The 20,569-nt window shown below is 70.6% G+C and carries 18 protein-coding genes; 15 read left to right on the plus strand and 3 right to left on the minus strand.

Annotation, left to right across the window (positions count from 1 at the left end):
• Positions 1-8: 8 nt before the first annotated feature.
• A complete protein-coding gene (locus HC362_RS28305; RefSeq protein ID WP_243087011.1) occupies positions 9-2,198 on the minus strand; it encodes an elongation factor G-like protein EF-G2 in 2,190 nt (729 codons plus the stop codon).
• 257 nt (positions 2,199-2,455) lie between these two features.
• Between HC362_RS28305 and pgsA the strand changes: the two genes are divergently transcribed.
• The 15 genes from pgsA to HC362_RS28380 all read left to right on the plus strand — a co-directional run bounded on the left by pgsA (position 2,456) and on the right by HC362_RS28380 (position 18,160).
• Positions 2,456-3,181: a phosphatidylinositol phosphate synthase gene (gene pgsA / locus HC362_RS28310; RefSeq protein ID WP_243088857.1), complete on the plus strand. Its 726-nt coding sequence runs from the start codon at positions 2,456-2,458 to the stop codon at positions 3,179-3,181.
• Positions 3,178-4,137 carry a phosphatidylinositol mannoside acyltransferase gene (locus HC362_RS28315; RefSeq protein WP_243087012.1) on the plus strand — a complete coding sequence of 320 codons (960 nt, stop codon included), beginning with the start codon at positions 3,178-3,180 and terminating at the stop codon, positions 4,135-4,137. Before pgsA ends, HC362_RS28315 begins: the two co-directional genes overlap by 4 nt.
• On the plus strand, positions 4,134-5,306 hold the full coding sequence (locus tag HC362_RS28320; protein ID WP_243087013.1) for a glycosyltransferase family 4 protein: 1,173 nt from the start codon (positions 4,134-4,136) through the stop codon (positions 5,304-5,306). The genes HC362_RS28315 and HC362_RS28320 overlap by 4 nt, the downstream gene beginning before the upstream one ends.
• A gap of 22 nt (positions 5,307-5,328) precedes the next feature.
• Positions 5,329-5,889: a hypothetical protein gene (locus HC362_RS28325; protein WP_243087014.1), complete on the plus strand. Its 561-nt coding sequence runs from the start codon at positions 5,329-5,331 to the stop codon at positions 5,887-5,889.
• A gap of 143 nt (positions 5,890-6,032) precedes the next feature.
• The gene (gene pdxS / locus HC362_RS28330) at positions 6,033-6,971 is read left to right on the plus strand and encodes a pyridoxal 5'-phosphate synthase lyase subunit PdxS (protein WP_209267904.1); all 939 of its coding nucleotides are present in this window, start codon (positions 6,033-6,035) and stop codon (positions 6,969-6,971) included.
• 97 nt (positions 6,972-7,068) lie between these two features.
• A complete protein-coding gene (pdxT, locus tag HC362_RS28335; RefSeq protein ID WP_279240146.1) occupies positions 7,069-7,659 on the plus strand; it encodes a pyridoxal 5'-phosphate synthase glutaminase subunit PdxT in 591 nt (196 codons plus the stop codon).
• A 59-nt stretch (positions 7,660-7,718) separates the two neighbouring features.
• The gene (locus HC362_RS28340) at positions 7,719-8,471 is read left to right on the plus strand and encodes a YebC/PmpR family DNA-binding transcriptional regulator (protein ID WP_209267905.1); all 753 of its coding nucleotides are present in this window, start codon (positions 7,719-7,721) and stop codon (positions 8,469-8,471) included.
• A gap of 267 nt (positions 8,472-8,738) precedes the next feature.
• Positions 8,739-9,308: a crossover junction endodeoxyribonuclease RuvC gene (gene ruvC / locus HC362_RS28345; RefSeq protein WP_243088859.1), complete on the plus strand. Its 570-nt coding sequence runs from the start codon at positions 8,739-8,741 to the stop codon at positions 9,306-9,308.
• Positions 9,305-9,931 (plus strand): Holliday junction branch migration protein RuvA, encoded by a 627-nt coding sequence (gene ruvA, locus HC362_RS28350; protein WP_243087015.1) that lies wholly within the window; start codon positions 9,305-9,307, stop codon positions 9,929-9,931. Before ruvC ends, ruvA begins: the two co-directional genes overlap by 4 nt.
• Positions 9,932-9,935: 4 nt before the next feature.
• Positions 9,936-10,994, plus strand: a complete 1,059-nt coding sequence (ruvB, locus tag HC362_RS28355; protein ID WP_243087016.1) for a Holliday junction branch migration DNA helicase RuvB — start codon at positions 9,936-9,938, stop codon at positions 10,992-10,994.
• 164 nt (positions 10,995-11,158) lie between these two features.
• Positions 11,159-11,689, plus strand: coding sequence for a preprotein translocase subunit YajC (gene yajC, locus HC362_RS28360; protein ID WP_243087017.1), 531 nt, complete (start codon positions 11,159-11,161; stop codon positions 11,687-11,689).
• 139 nt (positions 11,690-11,828) lie between these two features.
• Positions 11,829-13,649 carry a protein translocase subunit SecD gene (secD, locus tag HC362_RS28365; RefSeq protein WP_243087018.1) on the plus strand — a complete coding sequence of 607 codons (1,821 nt, stop codon included), beginning with the start codon at positions 11,829-11,831 and terminating at the stop codon, positions 13,647-13,649.
• A 1-nt stretch (position 13,650) separates the two neighbouring features.
• Positions 13,651-14,817 (plus strand): protein translocase subunit SecF, encoded by a 1,167-nt coding sequence (secF, locus tag HC362_RS28370; RefSeq protein ID WP_243087019.1) that lies wholly within the window; start codon positions 13,651-13,653, stop codon positions 14,815-14,817.
• A 13-nt stretch (positions 14,818-14,830) separates the two neighbouring features.
• A complete protein-coding gene (locus HC362_RS28375; RefSeq protein ID WP_243088860.1) occupies positions 14,831-15,397 on the plus strand; it encodes an adenine phosphoribosyltransferase in 567 nt (188 codons plus the stop codon).
• A 147-nt stretch (positions 15,398-15,544) separates the two neighbouring features.
• The gene (locus HC362_RS28380) at positions 15,545-18,160 is read left to right on the plus strand and encodes a bifunctional (p)ppGpp synthetase/guanosine-3',5'-bis(diphosphate) 3'-pyrophosphohydrolase (protein ID WP_243087020.1); all 2,616 of its coding nucleotides are present in this window, start codon (positions 15,545-15,547) and stop codon (positions 18,158-18,160) included.
• 31 nt (positions 18,161-18,191) lie between these two features.
• Here the strand turns inward: HC362_RS28380 and HC362_RS28385 are convergent, their stop codons facing one another.
• Entirely contained in the window at positions 18,192-19,421 is a 1,230-nt protein-coding gene (locus HC362_RS28385) for a DUF349 domain-containing protein (RefSeq protein WP_243087021.1), read from the minus strand.
• A gap of 173 nt (positions 19,422-19,594) precedes the next feature.
• Positions 19,595-20,410, minus strand: coding sequence for a peptidylprolyl isomerase (locus tag HC362_RS28390; RefSeq protein WP_243087022.1), 816 nt, complete (start codon positions 20,408-20,410; stop codon positions 19,595-19,597).
• Positions 20,411-20,569: the final 159 nt, after the last annotated feature.

A 20,569-nucleotide genomic window follows, 5' to 3' on the forward strand; every position in this document is an offset into this window, starting at 1 on the left:
GGGCACGCTCAGTCCGCCGCCTCCAAGATGCGCGCTGCCTGCTGCTGGGGCATCGGTTCGTGCTGGGCGTACGCCCGCGCGAAGCGACCGGTGCCGTGCGACATCGACCGCAGGTCGATCGCGTAGCGGCTGATCTCGATCTCCGGTACCGAGGCGCGGACCAAGGTGCTGCCCCCGCCGGCCTGTTCGGTGCCCAGCACCCGGCCGCGCCGGGAGGACAGGTCGCTCATCACGGCGCCCACGTAGTCGTCCGGGACCATGACCTCGACCTCGGCGACCGGTTCCAGAAGATGGATCTTCGCCTGTGCCGCGCACTCGCGCAGCGCGAGCGCACCGGCAGTCTGGAAGGCCGCGTCGGAGGAGTCGACGGAGTGCGCCTTGCCGTCGACGAGAGTGACCCGTACGTCCACCAGCGGGTAGCCGGCGGCCACGCCCTTGGCGGCCTGGGCCCGGACGCCCTTCTCCACCGAAGGGATGAACTGGCGGGGTACCGCGCCGCCCACCACCTTGTCGACGAACTCGATACCGGAGCCGCCCGGCAGGGGTTCGACGGTGATGTCGCAGATGGCGTACTGCCCGTGCCCACCGGACTGTTTGACGTGCCGTCCGCGCCCGCCTGCGGGAGAGGCGAAGGTCTCGCGCAGCGAGACCTTGTGCTCGACGGTGTCGACCTGCACCCCGTAGCGGGAGCGCAGCCGCTCCAGGGCGACGTCCCGGTGCGCTTCGCCCATGCACCACAGGACGAGCTGGTGGGTGTCGGGGTTCTGCTCCAGCCGCATCGTCGGGTCCTCGGCCACCAGCCGGGCGAGCCCCTGCGAGAGCTTGTCCTCGTCGGCCTTGCTGTGCGCCTCGATGGCGACGGGCAGCAGCGGGTCGGGCATCACCCAGGGCGCCATCAGCAGCGGGTCGTCCTTGGCCGAGAGGGTGTCGCCGGTCTCGGCGCGGCCGAGCTTGGCCACGCAGGCCAGGTCGCCCGCGATGGCGGCGTCCAGGGAGCGCTGCTGTTTGCCGAAGGGCGCGGACAGGGCGCCGATCCGCTCGTCCACGTCGTGGTCCTCGTGGCCCCGGTCGGCCAGGCCGTGTCCGGAGACGTGGACGGTCTCGTCGGGGCGCAGGGTGCCGGAGAAGACGCGTACCAGGGAGATCCGGCCGACGTAGGGGTCGGAGGAGGTCTTGACGACCTCGGCGGCGAGCGGGCCGGCCGGGTCGCAGCTGAGCGCCGGCCGGGGTTTGCCGTCCGGGGTGGTGACGGCGGGGATGCCGTGTTCGTCGGGGGTGGGGAAGCCGCCGGTGATCAGCTCCAGCAGTTCGACGGTGCCCAGGCCCGCTTTGGCGCCCTCGGCGGCGGGCGCCGCGGCCAGTACGGGGTGGAAGGTGCCGCGGGCCACGGCCTTCTCCAGGTCCTCGATGAGCGTCTTGACGTCGCAGTCCTCGCCACCGAGGTAGCGGTCCATCAGCGACTCGTCCTCGCTCTGCGCGATGATGCCCTCGATCAGCCGGTTCCTGGCCTCGGCGAGCAGCGGAAGGTGTCCCTCGTCCGGGTCGCGTTCGGTGCGCTGTCCGCTGCCGTAGTCGAACAGCTTCCGGGTGAGCAGCCCGATCAGTCCGGTGACCGGGGCCGTGCCGTCCGAGCGGCGTTCGCCCAGGGCCGGCAGGTAGAGCGGGATGACGGCGTCGGGGTCGTCGCCGCCCAGCACCTCCTGGCAGACGGCCGTCATCTCGTCGAAGTCCGCGCGGGCGGCGTCGAGGTGGGTGAGGACGATGGCGCGGGGCATACCGACCGCTGCGCACTCCTGCCACACCAGGCGGGTCGCTCCGTCCACGCCGTCGGCGGCGGAGACGACGAACAGGGCGGCGTCCGCCGCGCGCAGTCCGGCCCGCAGCTCGCCGACGAAGTCCGCGTAGCCGGGGGTGTCCAGAAGGTTGATCCGGATGCCGTTCCAGGTGACGGGTACCAGGGAGAGCTGGACCGAGCGCTGCTGCCGGTGCTCGATCTCGTCGTAGTCGGACAGCGATGTGCCGTCCTCCACCTTGCCCGGCCGGTTGATCGCACCCGAGGCGAGTGCGAGGGATTCGACCAGAGTCGTCTTGCCTGACTGGCTGTGGCCGACCAGCACCACGTTCCGTATCGCGGCGGGGTGGTCGGCCGCCGCTGCCCTGCCGGCGGCTCCGGGGTGTGCGTTCGCTTTGTCGGCCATGTGTCCCGCCTTCCGGTTGTCACCTGCTGGAGCACGCTGGAGGGGCCGAGCGGTCGCGAAGACCACCGTTCCTTCGAGCTTTACACCGCTGCCGACAGCCGTCCATACGTGGGACCGCGACCGGCGGCGCACGGCCCGACCGTGTGCGCCGCCGCATACCCGACCGTGTGCACCGTGTGCTTCCGCGGCGTGACTACGATGGGCCACCCGGTGGCCACACCGTCATCCGGCTCGCCCTCGACGTACCAGGGACGGTCATGCTGAACAAGTACGCGCGTGCTTTCTTCACGCGTGTCCTCACCCCGTTTGCCGCGCTGCTGCTGCGCCGGGGCGTGAGCCCCGATGCCGTCACCCTGGTCGGCACCGTCGGAGTGGCGGCGGGAGCGTTGATCTTCTACCCCATCGGGGAGTTCTTCTGGGGCACCGTCGTCATCACGCTGTTCGTCTTCTCGGACATGGTGGACGGCAACATGGCGCGGCAGCTGGGCCGCTCCAGCCGGTGGGGTGCCTTCCTGGACTCCACGCTCGACCGGGTGGCCGACGCGGCCGTCTTCGGCGGGATCGCCATGTGGTACGCGGGCCGGGGCGACGATCTGGTGCTGTGCGCGGTGACGCTGTTCTGCCTCTCCAGCGGACAGGTCGTCTCGTACACCAAGGCGCGCGGCGAGAGCATCGGGCTGCCGGTGAATGTGAACGGGCTGGTGGAGCGGTCCGAGCGACTGGTGATCACCCTGGTGCTCGCGGGCTTCTCAGGCTTCGAGGCCACCTTCGGCGTCCCCCACATCGGGGTACTGCTGCCGATCGCCCTGTGGGTGGTCGCCGTCGGCAGCGCCGTCACCCTCGGCCAGCGGGTGGTTACGGTACGCCGTGAGGCCGCCGAGGTGGCCGAGGCTGAGGAGCGGCAGGCCGCCGACGAAGGGCAGCGGGCCGCGGGCGGGACGGAGGCCGCGGGCGAGGCGGAGGAGAAGGGGAGGACCGCTTGAGCGCGCTGCGGGACCGGCTCACCGACTCGCTCTACGGGCTGGGCTGGGCCGGAGTCAAGCGGCTGCCCGAGCCGGCTGCCGCTGCGCTGGGCCGTCGGCTCGCCGACACGGTGTGGCGCCGTCGCGGCAAGGGCGTCACGCGCCTGGAGACCAATCTCGCCCGGGTGGTGCCCGACGCCTCCCCGGCCCATCTGCGGCAGCTCTCGCGCGCGGGGATGCGCTCGTACCTGCGCTACTGGATGGAGTCCTTCCGGCTGCCCGCCTACAGCGAACGGCACATCCTCGACAGCGTCGACGTCGAGAACGCCGACCGGCTCACCGAGGGCCTCGCCTCCGGGCGCGGCGTCATACTGGCCCTGCCGCACATGGGCAACTGGGACCTGGCCGGCGCCTGGGTGGTGACCGCGACCAGCAGGCCCTTCACCACCGTCGCCGAGCGCCTCAAGCCGGAGAGCCTCTACGACCGGTTCGTCGCCTACCGCGAGAGCCTCGGGATGGAGGTGCTGCCGCACGGCGGCGGCTCCGCCTTCGGCACGCTGGCGCGCAGGCTGCGCGCGGGCGGACTGGTCTGTCTGGTAGCCGACCGTGACCTGTCGGCCAGCGGGATCGAGGTCAAGTTCTTCGGCGAGGCCACCCGGATGCCCGCAGGGCCCGCACTGCTGGCCCAGCAGACCGGCGCGCTGCTGATGCCGGTGACGCTGTGGTACGAGGCTCCGCCGCGGATGAAGGCCAGGGTCCACGAGCCGATTCCGGTGCCGGACATCGAGGGGCGCAGGGAGCGGGTCGCAGCCATGACGCAGACCCTCGCCGACACCTTCGCCGCGGGGATCGCCGAGCATCCGCAGGACTGGCACATGCTGCAGCGCTTCTGGCTCGCCGACCTGGAAGCCGCGCCGGGGAAGGCGGCGGAGGGCCGGGGGAAGGCGCCTCAGGCGCGCGAGCGGGGGAGCGGATGAGGATCGGTGTCGTCTGTCCCTACTCGTGGGACGTGCCCGGCGGTGTCCAGTTCCACGTCCGCGACCTGGCCGAGCATCTGATCGGGCTGGGGCACCAGGTGTCCGTGCTCGCGCCGTCGGACGACGAGACTCCGCTGCCCTCCTACGTCGTCTCGGCGGGGCGGGCCGTGCCCGTGCCGTACAACGGCTCGGTGGCCAGGCTGAACTTCGGTTTCCTGTCCGCAGCGCGGGTGCGCCGCTGGGTGCACGAGGGCGACTTCGACGTGCTGCACATCCACGAGCCGGCCACGCCCTCGCTGGCGCTGCTGGCGTGCTGGGCGGCGCAGGGCCCCATCGTCGCCACGTTCCACACCTCCAACCCGCGCTCCAGGGCGATGATCGCGGCCTACCCGATCCTCCAGCCGGCGCTGGAGAAGATCAGCGCCCGGATCGCGGTGAGCGAGTACGCGCGCCGCACTCTGGTCGAACACCTGGGCGGCGATGCCGTCACCATCCCCAACGGCGTCGATGTGGGCTTCTTCGCCGACGCCGAACCCGAACCCGAGTGGCAGGGCGGTCCCGACCGGCACACCATCGGCTTCATCGGCCGGATCGACGAGCCCCGCAAGGGCCTGCCTGTGCTGATGAAGGCGCTGCCCGCCATCCTGGAGGCGGCCCCCGGCACCCGGCTGCTGGTCGCCGGACGGGGGGACGAACAGGAGGCGGTGGCCCAGCTTCCGCCCGCCATGCGGGAAAGCGTCGAGTTCCTCGGCATGATCAGCGACGAGGACAAGGCCCGGCTGCTGCGCAGCGTGGATCTGTACGTGGCGCCCAACACGGGCGGCGAGTCCTTCGGGATCATCCTGGTGGAGGCCATGTCCGCCGGTGCCCCGGTGCTCGCCAGCGACCTGGACGCCTTCGAGCAGGTGCTCGACGGGGGAGCGGCGGGCGAGTTGTTCCCCGTGGGGGAGGCCGACGCGCTGGCCGCCGCTGCCGTACGCCTGCTGGCCGACTCCGCACACCGTGCCGACCTGCGGGAACGCGGCACCCGGCACGTGCGGCGGTTCGACTGGTCCACCGTCGGCGCGGACATCCTCGCTGTCTATGAAACCGTCACGGACGGTGCCGCCTCCGTAGCGCCCGACGAGCGCACCGGGCTGTGGGCCCGGTTCGGCCTCGCCAGGGACTGAGCCCTAGGACCCGGAACCCGAGATGCCGACCCTCACCACTCTCATCTGGATCGTCGTCGCGCTGCTGCTCGTCGGCGTCTACCTGAGCTGGACAGCCGGACGCCTGGACCGGCTGCACGCGCGGATCGACGCGGCGAAGGCGGCGCTGGACGCCACCTTGCTGCGCCGCGCCTCCATCGCGCAGGAGCTCGCCACGGCCGGTGTCCTCGACCCCGCGGCCTCGATGGTGCTCTACCAGGCGGCGCACGGCGCACGGCAGGCCGAGGAGGAGCAGCGCGAGGTCGCCGAGAGCGAGCTGAGCCAGGCGCTGCGGGCCGTCTTCGCCGAGAGCGCCCAGCTGGAGGCGGTGCGGGAGGCCCCCGGCGGGCACGAGACGGCCGCCGAGCTGAGCGCCGCGGTGCGCAGGGTGCCGATGGCGCGGCGGTTCCACAACGACGCCGTACGGGCGGCGAGGGCGCTGCGCCGGCACCGTACGGTCCGCTGGTTCCGGCTGGCCGGGCACGCCGCCTCGCCGCTGGCCTTCGAGATGGACGACGAGCCACCGCCGGTACTGACCGTGCGCGGGCACTCCGCCGAAGGCTGACCCGGCCCCTTCCGGGGAAAGTGGCAGGCGCCATGCAGGCCACATCCCCGCGATTGGCCCTTTTCGCGGGCAAGCCTGTTCGAGGAGGGTGGCCGAGGACCTGAGAAGTCCTGTCGAACACCACCCCTGCAGCGAGGTCGAACGTGTCAACTCCGTCCACCGCCACTGAGTCCACCGCGGCGTCCGCCGCGCAGCAGCGCCCCGAGACCGGCACGGCCCGGGTCAAGCGGGGCATGGCCGAGCAGCTCAAGGGCGGCGTGATCATGGACGTCGTCACGCCGGAGCAGGCGAAGATCGCCGAGGACTCCGGCGCCGTCGCCGTCATGGCGCTGGAGCGTGTGCCCGCCGACATCCGCAAGGACGGCGGCGTGGCCAGGATGTCGGACCCCGACATGATCGAGGGCATCATCGAGGCCGTCTCGATCCCGGTGATGGCCAAGTCCCGCATCGGCCACCTCGTGGAGGCCCAGGTCCTCCAGGCGCTCGGTGTCGACTACATCGACGAGTCCGAGGTCCTCACCCCGGCCGACGAGGTCAACCACAGCGACAAGTTCGCCTTCACCACTCCCTTCGTCTGCGGCGCCACCAACCTGGGCGAGGCCCTCCGCCGGATCGCCGAGGGCGCTGCCATGATCCGCTCCAAGGGCGAGGCGGGCACCGGCAACGTCGTCGAGGCCGTCCGGCACATGCGCCAGATCAAGAACGAGATCGGCAAGCTGACCGTCCTGGACGACAACGAGCTCTACGCGGCGGCCAAGGAACTGCGTGCGCCGTACGAGCTGGTCAAGGAGGTCTCGGTGGCGGGCAAGCTGCCGGTCGTCCTCTTCTCGGCGGGCGGCGTGGCCACCCCGGCGGACGCGGCGCTGATGCGCCAGCTCGGCGCCGAGGGCGTCTTCGTCGGCTCCGGCATCTTCAAGTCGGGCGACCCGGCCAAGCGCGCCGCGGCCATCGTGAAGGCCACCACCTTCTACGACGACCCCAAGATCATCGCCGACGCCTCCCGTGGTCTCGGTGAGGCCATGGTCGGCATCAACTGCGACACCCTCCCGGAGACGGAGCGCTACGCAAGCCGCGGTTGGTAAGGGCTGACTGCCGGTGGGCGGGCACGAGCACGGTGTGCCCGCCCACCACCGCACCACCACCCCGCGTAGCGCACCGCGACAACGAAGGACCCGCACAGTGTCTGTGCCCACCATCGGCGTGCTCGCCCTCCAGGGCGACGTCCGCGAACACCTCGCAGCTCTCAGTGCCTCGGGAGCCGAGCCCGTACAGGTCAGGCGTCTCGAGGAGCTCGACGCGGTCCACGGCCTCGTCATCCCCGGCGGCGAATCGACCACGATCAGCAAGCTCGCCGTCACATTCGGTCTGATGGACCGGCTCCGCGAGAGGGTGTCCCAGGGGATGCCCGCCTACGGATCGTGCGCCGGCATGATCATGCTCGCCGACAAGATTCTCGACCCACGCTCCGGGCAGGAGACCATCGGCGGCATCGACATGATCGTCCGCCGCAACGCGTTCGGACGTCAGAACGAGTCGTTCGAGGCGGCCCTCGACATGCCCGCCGTCCCCGGAGGCCCGGTGGAGGGCGTCTTCATCCGCGCCCCCTGGGTCGAGTCGACCGGCGCGGCGGCCGAGACGCTCGCCTCCTACGACGGCCACCCGGTGGCGGTCCGCCAGGGTCAGCTGCTGGCCACCGCCTTCCACCCGGAGCTGACCGGCGACCAGCGGGTGCACGCGCTGTTCACGGAGATGGTGCGGTCAGCACAGTGAGTTGCTGGCGGTAGGATCTCCGCGTCGAGAAGAAGTTGGGACTGTGAAGGAGCGAGGCTGTGTCCGGCCACTCTAAGTGGGCTACCACCAAGCACAAGAAGGCCGTGATCGATGCCAAGCGCGGCAAGCTCTTCGCGAAGCTGATCAAGAACATCGAGGTCGCGGCCCGGATGGGCGGTGCCGACCCGGAGGGCAACCCGACCCTCTACGACGCCATTCAGAAGGCGAAGAAGCAGTCGGTTCCCAACAAGAACATCGACAGCGCGGTCAAGCGTGGCGCCGGCCTGGAGGCCGGCGGTGCCGACTACGAGACGATCCTGTACGAGGGCTACGGCCCCAACGGTGTCGCCGTGCTGATCGAGTGCCTCACCGACAACCGCAACCGCGCGGCCTCCGACGTGCGGGTCGCCATGACCCGCAACGGTGGCTCGATGGCCGACCCGGGCTCGGTCTCCTACCTGTTCAACCGCAAGGGCGTCGTCATCGTCCCGAAGAACGGCCGGACCGAGGACGACATCCTCGCCGCCGTGCTGGAGGCCGGTGTGGAAGAGGTCAACGACCTCGGCGAGAACTTCGAGGTGATCAGCGAGGCCACCGATCTGGTCGATGTGCGTACCGCACTCGTCGACGCCGGGATCGACTACGACTCGGCCGAGGCCAGCTTCGTCCCCAGCATGCAGGTGGAGCTGGACGAGGAGGGTGCGCGGAAGATCTTCAAGCTGATCGACGCGCTGGACGACAGTGATGACGTCCAGAACGTTTTCGCCAACTTCGATGTGCCGGATGATGTGATGGCCAAGGTCGACGCGTAGGTCCCTCGCTTTGTGCTGATGAGGGGCTGCCCCTTGCTCGATCCCGCAGCCTGCGGGCACGTTGGGGGTTGCGCGCGCAGTTCCCCGCGCCCCTGACGTTGCCACCCGCGAAGCCTGGGCAGTCTGCGCCCTGGGGGTACCTCCCGGCCGAAGGTTGGGGGAGCAGGGTGGGCAAGCGCAGCGCCCCTTGCGGGGTGCCCGGTTCTGTCAGAGGTTGCCGGTAGCCTGCGGCGGGAACACAGGAAACGGCCGCAGAGAGGGATGGCATTGCGCGTGCTGGGGGTCGACCCGGGGCTGACCCGCTGCGGCATCGGCGTGGTCGAAGGAGTCGCAGGGCGCCGGCTCACCATGGCCGGCGTCGGCGTCATCCGTACCCCCGCCGAGGCGGACGTCCCCGAGCGGCTGGTGCTGATCGAGCGCGGGCTGGAGGAGTGGCTGGACGAGCACCGGCCCGAAGCCGTCGCGGTGGAGCGGGTGTTCAGCCAGCACAACGTCCGCACCGTCATGGGTACAGCGCAGGCCAGCGCCGTGGCCATGCTGTGCGCGGCCCGGCGTGGACTCCCCGTCGCGCTGCACACCCCCAGCGAGGTCAAGGCCGCCGTCACCGGTTCGGGGCGGGCCGAGAAGGCGCAGGTCGGCGCGATGGTGACGCGCCTGCTGGGGCTGTCCGCCACGCCGAAGCCCGCCGACGCGGCGGACGCGCTGGCACTCGCCGTCTGCCACATCTGGCGCGGCCCGGCGCAGAACCGGCTCCAACAGGCCGTCGCGGCGCGGCAGGCCGACCCCGCGTCCCGCGCGCACCATCCGCAGCACCGCAGGAAGGGCACTGTTCGATGATCGCCTCCGTCTCGGGCTCCGTCGCCGCGCTCGGTCCCGACTCCGCCGTGATCGAGGTCGGCGGGGTGGGCATGGCCGTGCAGTGCACGCCCGGCACGCTCGGTCAGCTGCGCATGGGCGAACCGGCAAGGCTCGCCACCTCGTTGGTCGTCCGCGAGGACTCGCTGACCCTCTACGGCTTCGCCGACGACGACGAGCGGCAGACCTTCGAACTGCTGCAGACCGCCAGCGGGGTGGGTCCGCGGCTGGCCCAGGCGATGCTGGCTGTGCACAGTCCCGACGCACTGCGGCGCGCCGTCGCCGGCGGCGACGAGAAGGCGCTGACGGCCGTGCCGGGCATCGGCAAGAAGGGCGCGCAGAAGTTGCTGCTGGAACTCAAGGACCGGCTGGGCAAGCCGCTCGGCACGGTCCCGGCGTCGCGGGGGGCCGCGGCAGCCGCAGCGCCGGGCTGGCAGGAGCAGCTCCACGCGGCCCTGGTCGGTCTGGGATACGCAGCCAAGGAGGCGGAGGACGCCGTCGTGGCGGTGGCCCCGCAGGCGGAGGCCGTGGTCGCGGACGGCGGTGAGCCCCAGGTCGGCGCGCTGCTCAAGGCCGCCCTCCAGTCGCTGAACCGGGCCAGGTGACGCCGTGAGTCCGGAGGAAAGGCTCGTCGGCGCCGAGGTCGACAGCGAAGAGCAGGCCGTCGAAGCCGCGCTGCGCCCCAAGCAGTTGGGGGAGTTCATCGGCCAGCCCAAGGTCCGCGAGCAGCTCGACCTGGTGCTGCGCGCCGCGCGGGCCCGCGGCGGCACCGCCGACCATGTGCTGCTGTCCGGCGCTCCGGGGCTGGGCAAGACGACGCTGTCGATGATCATCGCGGCGGAGATGAACGCGCCCATCCGCATCACCTCGGGCCCCGCCATCCAGCACGCCGGCGACCTCGCCGCGATCCTCTCCTCGCTCCAGGAGGGCGAGGTGCTCTTCCTGGACGAGATCCACCGGATGTCCCGCCCGGCCGAGGAGATGCTCTACATGGCCATGGAGGACTTCCGCGTCGATGTGATCGTCGGCAAGGGGCCGGGCGCCACGGCCATTCCGCTGGAGCTGCCGCCCTTCACGCTGGTGGGCGCCACCACCCGGGCGGGACTGCTGCCGCCGCCGCTGCGGGACCGCTTCGGGTTCACGGCCCACATGGAGTTCTACGAGCCCGAGGAGCTGGAGCAGGTCGTACGCCGGTCAGCGGAGCTGCTGGAGGTGCACACGGACGCGGAGGGCGCGGTCGAGATCGCCGGGCGCTCCCGGGGCACGCCGCGTATCGCCAACCGGCTGTTGCGCAGGGTGAGGGACTACGCACAGGTCAAGGCGGACGGCGTCATCACCCGCGAGGTGGCGGCGGCCGCGCTGGAGGTCTACGAGGTGGACGGGCGCGGTCTCGACCGGCTCGACCGCGCGGTGCTCGGTTCGCTGCTCAAGCTGTTCGGCGGCGGTCCAGTGGGCCTCTCCACGCTTGCCGTCGCGGTTGGCGAGGAGCGTGAGACAGTGGAGGAAGTGGCCGAGCCGTTCCTCGTACGTGAGGGGCTGCTCGCCCGCACTCCCCGTGGTCGCGTGGCCACACCCGCCGCCTGGACTCATATGGGTCTCACCCCGCCTCAGCAGTCCTCGCGGCCGGCCGCCGGAGGGCCGGGGCAACCAGGCCTGTTCGGAGCGTGACGGCGCGGGGACTCGTCGGGCCGGGAACCTCGGTGCCATGCTTGACGTTGTTCCATCGGCGAAGGCTCGCTTAGACTCCGCCGACGCCCTCCCTTTGCGGAGGCTTGCCCACCCCGAATACCCAGGCCGCTGAGACGCGGCCATGCGAAGGAATATCTTCCGCCGTGGATCCTATTGCTCTGCTCCCGTTCATTGTGATCATCGGGGCCATGTTCCTGATGACTCGCTCCGCCAAGAAGAAGCAGCGTCAGGCCATGCAGATGCGTGACCAGATGCAGCCTGGCACGGGCATCCGCACCATCGGGGGCATGTACGCCGTCGTCAAGGAGATCCGCGAGGACAGCGTCCTTGTGGAGATCGAGCCGGGCACGCACGCGCTCTTCGCCAAGAACGCCATCGGCGCCGTGCTCTCCGATGAGGAGTTCGACCGCATCACGAACGGCCCCGAGGGCGAAGAGTTCGATGTCGACACGGTGGTTCCCGATGACGCCTCTTCGCTGACCCAGGAGGACACTTCCTCCGAGGCGAAGCTCGACCTGGCCAAGAAGGACGCCGACGACGCCTCCGACGCCGCCGAGGACAAGGACGGCGAGGAGCACGCCGCGGCGTCCGACGAGCCGAAGGCCGAAGCGGACGAGTCCGACACCGTCCAGGCAAAGGACGGCAAGCGGGACGAGGACGCCGACTCCAAGTAAGGTCAGCGCCGCCGGACTGGGGGAGCAGGACCGGGTCCGGCGGCGTAGCACGTCCACAGACCACTTCGCGCGCCGCTGTGCCGCGCCCGGCCGAACTCGCGGGGGCGGCACGGGCGGTTGGACAGGGAGAGACGAGAAGGTGGCAGCACCGAAGAGGGGTCGCAGGGCCTCCGGCGCCAAGGGGAGTCCATGGCGCGCCCTAGGGCTGATTCTGGTGATCATCGCCGGGCTGGTCGTGGGGATGTTCGCCTCGGCCGGTACGACCGATATGACGCCCCGGCTGGGCATCGATCTGGCGGGCGGCACCAGCATCACGCTGGAGGCGAAGAACCAGCCGGGCAAGCCCAACGCGATCAACAAGACCAATATGAACACCGCCGTCGGCATCATCGAGCGGCGCGTCAACGGTCTTGGTGTGCAGGAGGCCGAGGTCCAGACCCAGGGTGACCGGCACATCATCGTCAACATCCCCAAGGGCACCAACTCCAAGCAGGCGCGCGAACAGGTGGGCACCACGGCGCAGCTCGCTTTCCGTCCGGTGCTGACCCTGGCGCAGGCCCAGAAGCCCCAGCAGCCCAAGCCCTCCAAGTCCGGCTCGGCCAAGCAGTCCGGCTCCGACAAGCAGGACAAGAGCGGAGAGCAGGACAAGGGCAAGCAGGACGAGAAGGCGAACCCCTCCTCGTCGCCCTCGGCCTCGTCCTCGGCCTCCCCCTCGGCCGGCGGCCAGGGCCGCGCCGTCACCGAGGGTCTGAAGGCCACCGCGGACAAGAGCCCCAGCCCTGACCCCAGCGAGTCCGGCGGCAAGAAGGAGAGCCCGAAGCCGACGACCCCGCCCCAGCAGCCGCAGGCCCCCGGTGTCTCGGCGGCGCTCGCCAAGAAGCTGAGCGCGCTGGACTGCAGCACCGAGGAAGCCCGGGCCAAGGCCAGCGAGAAGGCCGCTGGCACCAAGGGCTCCGAGCCGGTCGTCGCCTGTGACGCGCACGACCCGGTCAAGTACGCGCTCGGCCCGGTCTCCGTGCGGGGCAAGAACGTCAGCAAGGCCAAGGCGGTCTTCGACCAGCAGCGCGGTCAGTGGATCGTCCAGATGTCGTTCAACGACAAGGGCTCCGACCAGTTCGGTGACATCACCGGCAAGCTGATGAAGAAGCCCCAGCCGCAGAACCAGTTCGCCATCGTGCTGGACGGCCAGGTGCAGTCGGCGCCGACCGTCAACCAGAAGCTGACGAACAACGCGGAGATCTCCGGCAGCTTCACCCAGGAGTCCGCCGAGGAACTGGGCAACATCCTCTCCTACGGTGCGCTGCCGCTCTCCTTCGAGGAGTCGGACGTCACCACGGTCACCGCGGCGCTGGGCAGCGACCAGCTGCAAGCGGGGCTCATCGCGGGCGCCATCGGTCTCGCCCTGGTCGTCGTCTACCTCGTGGCCTACTACCGCGGCCTCGCGCTGATCGCCATCGTGAGTCTGATCGTCTCCGCGGCCATGACTTACATGATCATGACCTTGCTGGGCCCGGCGATCGGCTTCGCGCTCAACCTGCCGGCGGTCTGTGGCGCCATCGTCGCCATCGGCATCACGGCCGACTCGTTCATCGTCTACTTCGAACGCATCAGAGACGAGGTCCGCGAGGGCCGTACGCTGCGGCCGGCGGTCGAGCGGGCCTGGCCGCGCGCCCGGCGCACCATCCTCGTCTCCGACTTCGTCTCGTTCCTGGCCGCGGCGGTGCTGTTCATCGTCTCGGTCGGCAAGGTGCAGGGCTTCGCCTTCACCCTGGGCCTCACCACCGCGCTCGACGTCGTCGTGGTCTTCTTCTTCACCAAGCCGATCATGACGTTGCTCGCCCGCAGGAAGTTCTTCGCCGATGGGCACCCCTGGTCCGGTCTCGACCCCAAGCGGCTCGGAGCCAGGCCACCCCTGCGGCGCCGTCGCCGCACCGTCAGCACCGACCCGAAGGAGGTCTGAGGTGTCCCGTCTCGGCAGTCTCGGCGCCCGGCTGTACCGCGGTGAGGTCGGCTACGACTTCGTCGGGCACCGCAAGCTCTGGTACGGCCTCTCGATCCTGATCACCATCACGGCCATCGTCGGTGTCGTCGTCCGCGGCCTCAACATGGGCATCGAGTTCGAGGGCGGTGCCGTCTTCACCACGCCCAGGACCAGCTCCTCCGTGGAGCAGACCACGCACTCGGCGGAGAAGATCTCCGGGCACACGGCCATCGTCCAGCAGCTGGGCGACGGCGGTATGCGGGTGCAGATCGCCAGCGTCGACACCAAGACCTCCACCAAGGTCAAGGAGAAGCTGGCCGAAGAGCTCCATGTGAACCCGGAGAAGATCGACGCACAGCTGGTCGGACCCAGCTGGGGTGAGCAGATCGCCAACAAGGCGTGGCAGGGGCTCGGGATCTTCATGATCCTGGTGGTGATCTATCTCGCCATCGCCTTCGAGTGGCGTATGGCGCTGGCAGCGCTCGTCGCGCTGATCCACGACATCACCATCACCGTCGGTGTCTACTCCCTCGTCGGCTTCGAGGTCACACCAGGCACGGTGATCGGACTGCTGACGATCCTCGGCTACTCGCTCTACGACACGGTCGTCGTCTTCGACGGTCTGAGAGAGGGCAGCAAGAACGTCACCAAGCAGACCAAGTTCACCTACAGCGAGATCGCCAACCGCAGCATCAACGCCACGCTGGTCCGCTCCATCAACACCACCGTCGTCGCGCTGCTCCCGGTCGCGGGCCTGCTGTTCATCGGTGGCGGGATGCTCGGCGGCGGCATGCTCAACGACATCGCGCTGTCCCTGTTCGTCGGCCTCGCCGCCGGCGCGTACTCCTCGATCTTCATCGCCACCCCGCTGGTCGCCGACCTCAAGGAGCGCCAGCCCGAGATGAAGTCCCTCGCCAAGCGGGTGCGCACCAAGCGTCTGAAGGCCGCCCAGCGCGAGGCGCACGAGGCGGACGACGAGAGTGCGGAACCGAACGACGAGCCGCCGGCTGACGACGGCGGCGTACGCCCCGCCGTGGCCGTGGACAACGGCGGCCCGGCGGCCGCCGGCGCCGGAGTCGGAGGACAGCGCCGTCAGCCGCCCTCCCGGGGCCGGGGTCGCGGCAGGCCGTCCGGAAAGCGCAGGTGAGCCGGTGAGCGCGATGGAATCCTCAGCGGCGCCGCTGGTCCCCGCCGATGTGCGGACCCTGCTGACCGATCTGATCCACGACGTGCCCGACTACCCCAAGCCCGGGGTGATGTTCAAGGACATCACCCCGCTGCTCGCCGACGCCAAGGCGTTCTCCGTCCTCACGGACGTGCTCGCCGGGCTCGCTGAGCGGCACGGGGCCACGAAGATCGTCGGTCTGGAGGCGCGCGGGTTCATCCTCGGCGCCCCCGCCGCCGTGCGTGCGGGCGTCGGCTTCGTGCCCGTACGCAAGTCCGGCAAGCTCCCCGGCACCACGCTCTCCCAGGCCTACGACCTGGAGTACGGCAGCGCCCAGATCGAGGTGCACTCCGCCGGTCTGGCCGAGGGCGACCGGGTGCTGGTGGTCGACGACGTCCTGGCCACCGGCGGCACCGCCGAGGCGTCCGTCCAACTGATCCGGCGCACCGGCGCGGAGGTCGCGGGCGTGGCGATACTGCTGGAGCTCGGCTTCCTCGCGGGGCGGGAGCGGGTGGAGCGTGCCCTGGCGGGTGCCCCGCTCGACGCCCTGGTCACCGTCTGAGACAGCCGTCGGCATAAGGCGGCCACCCGATACGTTCACGCGATGAGGGGTGGCCGCCTTCGCCGTCCCCGCTCCCCTGCGGGCGGGCCCGGCGCCGCGCGGGTGGCTACCATGGCAGTCCGACCTGGGGTCCACCGAGGAGTGCTCTTGCCAGAAGAGGCCCAGCAGCTCACCGCCGCTCAGCGCCAGGAAGCGGAGGCCGCCGGCGAGGCGGCCCGGCGCCGGTCCGGCGCCGCGGCCGACGGCGGGCTGCCCGCCAAGGGCGAGGGCACCGTGCGTTCCCGTTCCGCCGACGGCTCAGCGCAGACGGGCGGCAAGCAGTCCGGCACCGCGCACAGCTCTCCGGGCCGTGGCGGCAAGGGCTCCGACCGGAGCGGAAAGGGCACCGAGAACGGCGCACGCGACCGTGTGGCGCCCGCCCGGGCCGTCTCCGGGGTATCGGGCCGCTCCGGCTCCTCCAACCGCGTACGCGCCCGCCTGGCACGCCTCGGGGTGCAGCGCTCCAGCCCGTTCAACCCCGTTCTGGAGCCGCTGCTGCGGATAGTCCGCAGCAACGACCCCAAGATCGAGTCCTCCACGCTCCGCCAGATCGAGCGCGCCTACCAGGTCGCCGAGCGCTGGCACCGCGGCCAGAAGCGCAAGAGCGGCGACCCGTACATCACCCATCCACTCGCCGTCACCACCATCCTCGCCGAGCTCGGCATGGACCCGGCGACGCTGATGGCAGGGCTGCTGCACGACACCGTCGAGGACACCGAGTACGGCCTCGACACCCTGCGCCGCGACTTCGGCGACCAGGTCGCCCTCCTCGTCGACGGCGTCACCAAGCTGGACAAGGTCAAGTTCGGCGAGGCCGCGCAGGCCGAGACGGTGCGCAAGATGGTCGTCGCCATGGCCAAGGACCCCCGCGTCCTGGTCATCAAGCTCGCCGACCGGCTGCACAACATGCGCACCATGCGCTACCTGAAGCGGTCCAAGCAGGAGCAGAAGGCCCGCGAGACGCTGGAGATCTTCGCGCCGCTGGCCCACCGGCTGGGCATGAACACCATCAAATGGGAGCTGGAGGACCTCGCCTTCGCGATCCTCTACCCCAAGATGTACGACGAGATCGTGCGGCTGGTCGCCGAGCGGGCGCCCAAGCGCGACGAGTACCTGGCCCTGGTCACCGACGAGGTCCAGGCCGATCTGCGCGCCGCCCGTATCAAGGCCACCGTCACCGGGCGGCCCAAGCACTACTACAGCGTCTACCAGAAGATGATCGTCCGCGGCCGGGACTTCGCGGAGATCTACGACCTGGTGGGCATCCGCGTCCTGGTGGACACCGTCCGTGACTGCTACGCGGCGCTGGGCACCGTCCACGCCCGCTGGAACCCGGTTCCCGGGCGGTTCAAGGACTACATCGCGATGCCCAAGTTCAACATGTACCAGTCGCTGCACACGACGGTCATCGGGCCCGGCGGCAAGCCGGTCGAACTGCAGATCCGCACCTTCGACATGCACCGCCGCGCCGAGTACGGCATCGCGGCGCACTGGAAGTACAAGCAGCAGGCCGTCGCCGGGGCCTCCAAGGTGCGCACCGACGTGCCCAAGAGCACGGGCAAGGGCGGGGCCGGCGATGAGACGATCAACGACATGTCGTGGCTGCGGCAGCTGCTCGACTGGCAGAAGGAGACCGAGGACCCCGGCGAGTTCCTGGAGTCCCTGCGCTTCGACCTCTCCCGCAACGAGACTTTCGTCTTCACCCCCAAGGGCGACGTCATAGCGCTCCCGGCGGGCGCCACCCCCGTGGACTTCGCCTACGCCGTCCACACCGAGGTCGGGCACCGCACCATCGGAGCGCGGGTCAACGGCCGCCTGGTGCCGCTGGAGTCCACCCTCGACAACGGCGATACGGTCGAGGTCTTCACCTCCAAGGCGTCCGGCGCCGGGCCCTCCCGTGACTGGCTGGGCTTCGTCAAGTCACCGCGCGCCCGCAACAAGATCCGCGCCTGGTTCACCAAGGAGCGCCGCGACGAGGCCATCGAACAGGGCAAGGACGCCATAGCGCGGGCCATGCGCAAGCAGAACCTGCCCATCCAGCGCATCCTCACCGGTGACTCGCTGGTCACCCTCGCCCACGAGATGCGCTATCCGGACATCTCCGCGCTCTACGCGGCGATCGGCGAGGGCCATGTCTCAGCGCAGAACGTCTGCCAGAAGCTGGTGCAGGCGCTCGGCGGTGAGGACGAGGCCAAGGAGGACATCGCCGAGACCGCGCCCCCCATGCCGGCCCGCAGCGCGCGGCGCCGCTCCAGCGCGGACCCCGGGGTCGTCGTCAAGGGCGCGGGCTCGGACGTGTGGGTCAAGCTCGCCCGCTGCTGTACGCCGGTTCCCGGCGATCCGATCATCGGGTTCGTCACCCGCGGCAACGGTGTCTCGGTGCACCGCGCCGACTGCGTCAACGTGGACTCCCTCACCCGGGAACCCGAGCGGATCCTGGAGGTCGAGTGGGCGCCCACCCAGTCCTCCGTCTTCCTGGTCGCCATCCAGGTCGAGGCCCTGGACCGCTCCCGCCTGCTGTCGGACGTCACCCGGGTCCTGTCCGACCAGCACGTCAACATCCTCTCGGCCGCCGTGCAGACCTCCCGCGACCGGGTCGCCATCTCCCGCTTCACCTTCGAGATGGGCGACCCCAAGCACCTCGGCCACGTACTGAAGGCAGTACGTGGCGTGGAGGGCGTCTACGACGTCTACCGCGTCACCTCGGCGCGGCGCCCCTCCTGAGAGGAGGGGCGGCCCCGCCAGGGGCGCGCGGTCAGCCCTGGAACTCCTGGAGGCCCTTGAGGGCCTGGTCCAGGAGGGCCTGGCGGCCGGCCAGCTCCTGCTCGAGCTTGGCGGCCTTGGCCTCGTTCCCGGCGGAGCGGGCCTGCTCGATCTGGGCCTTCAGCTTGTCGACCGCGTCCTGGAGCTGACCGGCCAGCCCGGTGGCGCGGGCCCGCGCCTCGGGGTTGGTGCGGCGCCACTCGGCCTCCTCGGCGTCCTGGATGGCCCGCTCGACGGCGTGCATCCGGCCCTCGATCTTCGGCCGGGCGTCACGCGGCACATGGCCGATGGCGTCCCAGCGCTCGTTGATCGCACGGAAAGCGCTCCGTGCGGTCTTCAGATCGGTGATCGGCAGCAGCTTCTCCGCCTCGGCGGCCAGCTCCTCCTTGCGGGCGAGGTTCTCCCGCTGTTCGCTGTCGCGCTCGGCGAAGACCTCGCTGCGGGCCTGGAAGAAGACGTCCTGGGCGCCCCGGAACCGGGCCCACAGGTCGTCCTCGTGCTCGCGCTGCGCCCGGCCCGCGGCCTTCCACTCCTGCATCAGCTCGCGGTACTTGGCCGCTGTGGGGCCCCAGTCCCGCGAGCCGGAGAGCGCCTCGGCCTCCGCGACCAGCTTCTCCTTGCGCTGCCGTGCCTCTTCGCGCTGTGCGTCCAGCTGCGCGAAATGGGCCTTGCGGCGCTTGGAGAACGCGGAGCGGGCGTGCGAGAAGCGGTGCCACAGCTCGTCGTCGCTCTTGCGGTCCAGCCTCGGCAGGCCCTTCCAGGTGTCGACCAGGGCCCGCAGCCGCTCGCCCGCGGCCCGCCACTGCTCGCTCCGGGCCAGCTCCTCGGCCTCGGCGACCAGCTCCTCCTTGGCGCGGCGGGCTTCCTCGGCCTGCTGGGCCTTGCGGGCCCTGCGCTCCTCGCGGCGCTTCTCGACGACCTCGGTGAGGCCGTCGAGCCGGCCGCGCAGCGCGTCCAGGTCGCCCACCGCGTTGTGCGCGTCGATCTGCTCGCGCAGGTGGTCGATCGCCGCTGTGGCGTCCTTGGCCGACAGGTCGGTGGTCTTCACCCGGCGCTCAAGCAGGTCGATCTCCACGACCAGACCGTCGTACTTGCGCTTGAAGTAGGCGAGGGCTTCGTCAGGCGAGCCGGCCTGCCACGAGCCGGCGACCTTCTCGCCGTCCGCCGTACGCACGTACACAGTCCCCGCGTCGTCGACGCGGCCCCACGGGTCGCTGCTCACAGCGCCTCCTCCACAAGATGCCTGGGGGCTGCGGCCCCCCGGCATCGTCCACGTATCTCGTCACAGCCAACATAGGCGACCGGCGCCCGCGCTGTCCGCATCCGGCGAGCGGCGAATTGCCGGTCGGGAGCGGTTCGGCGAACGGTACCGCGCGCGGCGGCGGCCGGGCCCGGTCAGGACTTACGGACCGTAGCCTTGTCGATCACCACGGTGGCGTTGGGCCGCCCGTCGCCCTGGGCCTGCATCGGGGTCAGCCCGGCCTTGGCGATCTTCTTCAGCACCTTCATACCCGACGCCGAGACCTTGCCGAACGGCGTGTACTTGGGCGGGAGCTGACTGTCCTTGTAGACGAGGAAGAACTGGCTGCCGCCGGTGTCGGGGCCGCTGTTGGCCATCGCCACGGTACCGGCCGGGTACTCGGCGCCCTTGAGGTTCTCGTCGGGCAGCTCGTAGCCGGGGTCGCCGCTGCCGGTGCCGGTCGGGTCGCCGCACTGCAACACGTAGAGCTGCTGGGGCGGGCCGGTCATGCGGTGGCAGGCCGTGTGGTCGAAGTACTTCTCGCCTGCCAGGAAGTGGAAGGAGTTGACGGTGTGCGGCGCCTTGGCGGCGTCCATGGCGATGTCGATCTCACCGCAGGTGGTGCTCAGCTCCATGGTGTAGGAGGCCGACTTGTCCACCTTCATGGCCGGCTCCTTCTTCCACTTCTTGCCCGTCGGCCTTCCCTTGGCGGGCTTGTCGCAGGGGTCCGGGGCCTTGCTGGTGGGAGGCGCCGAGGGCTTCTCGGCCGCGCCTTCGGCGTCGTCCTTCTTGTCGCCGTTGAGCCCGCCTGAGGCGGCGTAGGCCCCTCCGGCGGCCAGGACGATCACCAGGCCGAGGGCGATGGAGATATTGCGTATGCGGGCCCTGCGGCGGGCCGCTTCCCGCCGCTTGAGCTGCCGCTCGTACTTCTGCCGGGCGAGCTGCTTTCTGCGCTGCTCACTGCTGACCACGGTCTCGTCTCCTTCGAGGCGTCTGGCGAGGCGTCTTCAAGGCGTCGCACCTGCGGGCCTCACGTACCGTATACGCGACCCTCACGGGCTCGCCCCGCCCGTTACGGGTTCGCCGCGCGCGGACCCGCGCCGGTAGGCTGGCAGCTGCCTGACCGGCGA

Origin of the sequence: Streptomyces sp. 891-h (assembly GCF_022760275.1) — a bacterium.
In the GTDB taxonomy this organism is placed as follows: domain Bacteria; phylum Actinomycetota; class Actinomycetes; order Streptomycetales; family Streptomycetaceae; genus Streptomyces; species Streptomyces spirodelae.

What these genes read in the sequence shown, in the direction of transcription:
- HC362_RS28305 (WP_243087011.1), bottom strand. Translation starts at nt 2,198, where the DNA reads ATGGCCGACAAAGCGAACGCACACCCCGGAGCCGCCGGCAGGGCAGCG.
- pgsA (WP_243088857.1), top strand. Translation starts at nt 2,456, where the DNA reads ATGCTGAACAAGTACGCGCGTGCTTTCTTCACGCGTGTCCTCACCCCG.
- HC362_RS28320 (WP_243087013.1), top strand. Translation starts at nt 4,134, where the DNA reads ATGAGGATCGGTGTCGTCTGTCCCTACTCGTGGGACGTGCCCGGCGGT.
- HC362_RS28325 (WP_243087014.1), top strand. Translation starts at nt 5,329, where the DNA reads ATGCCGACCCTCACCACTCTCATCTGGATCGTCGTCGCGCTGCTGCTC.
- ruvA (WP_243087015.1), top strand. Translation starts at nt 9,305, where the DNA reads ATGATCGCCTCCGTCTCGGGCTCCGTCGCCGCGCTCGGTCCCGACTCC.
- HC362_RS28375 (WP_243088860.1), top strand. Translation starts at nt 14,831, where the DNA reads ATGGAATCCTCAGCGGCGCCGCTGGTCCCCGCCGATGTGCGGACCCTG.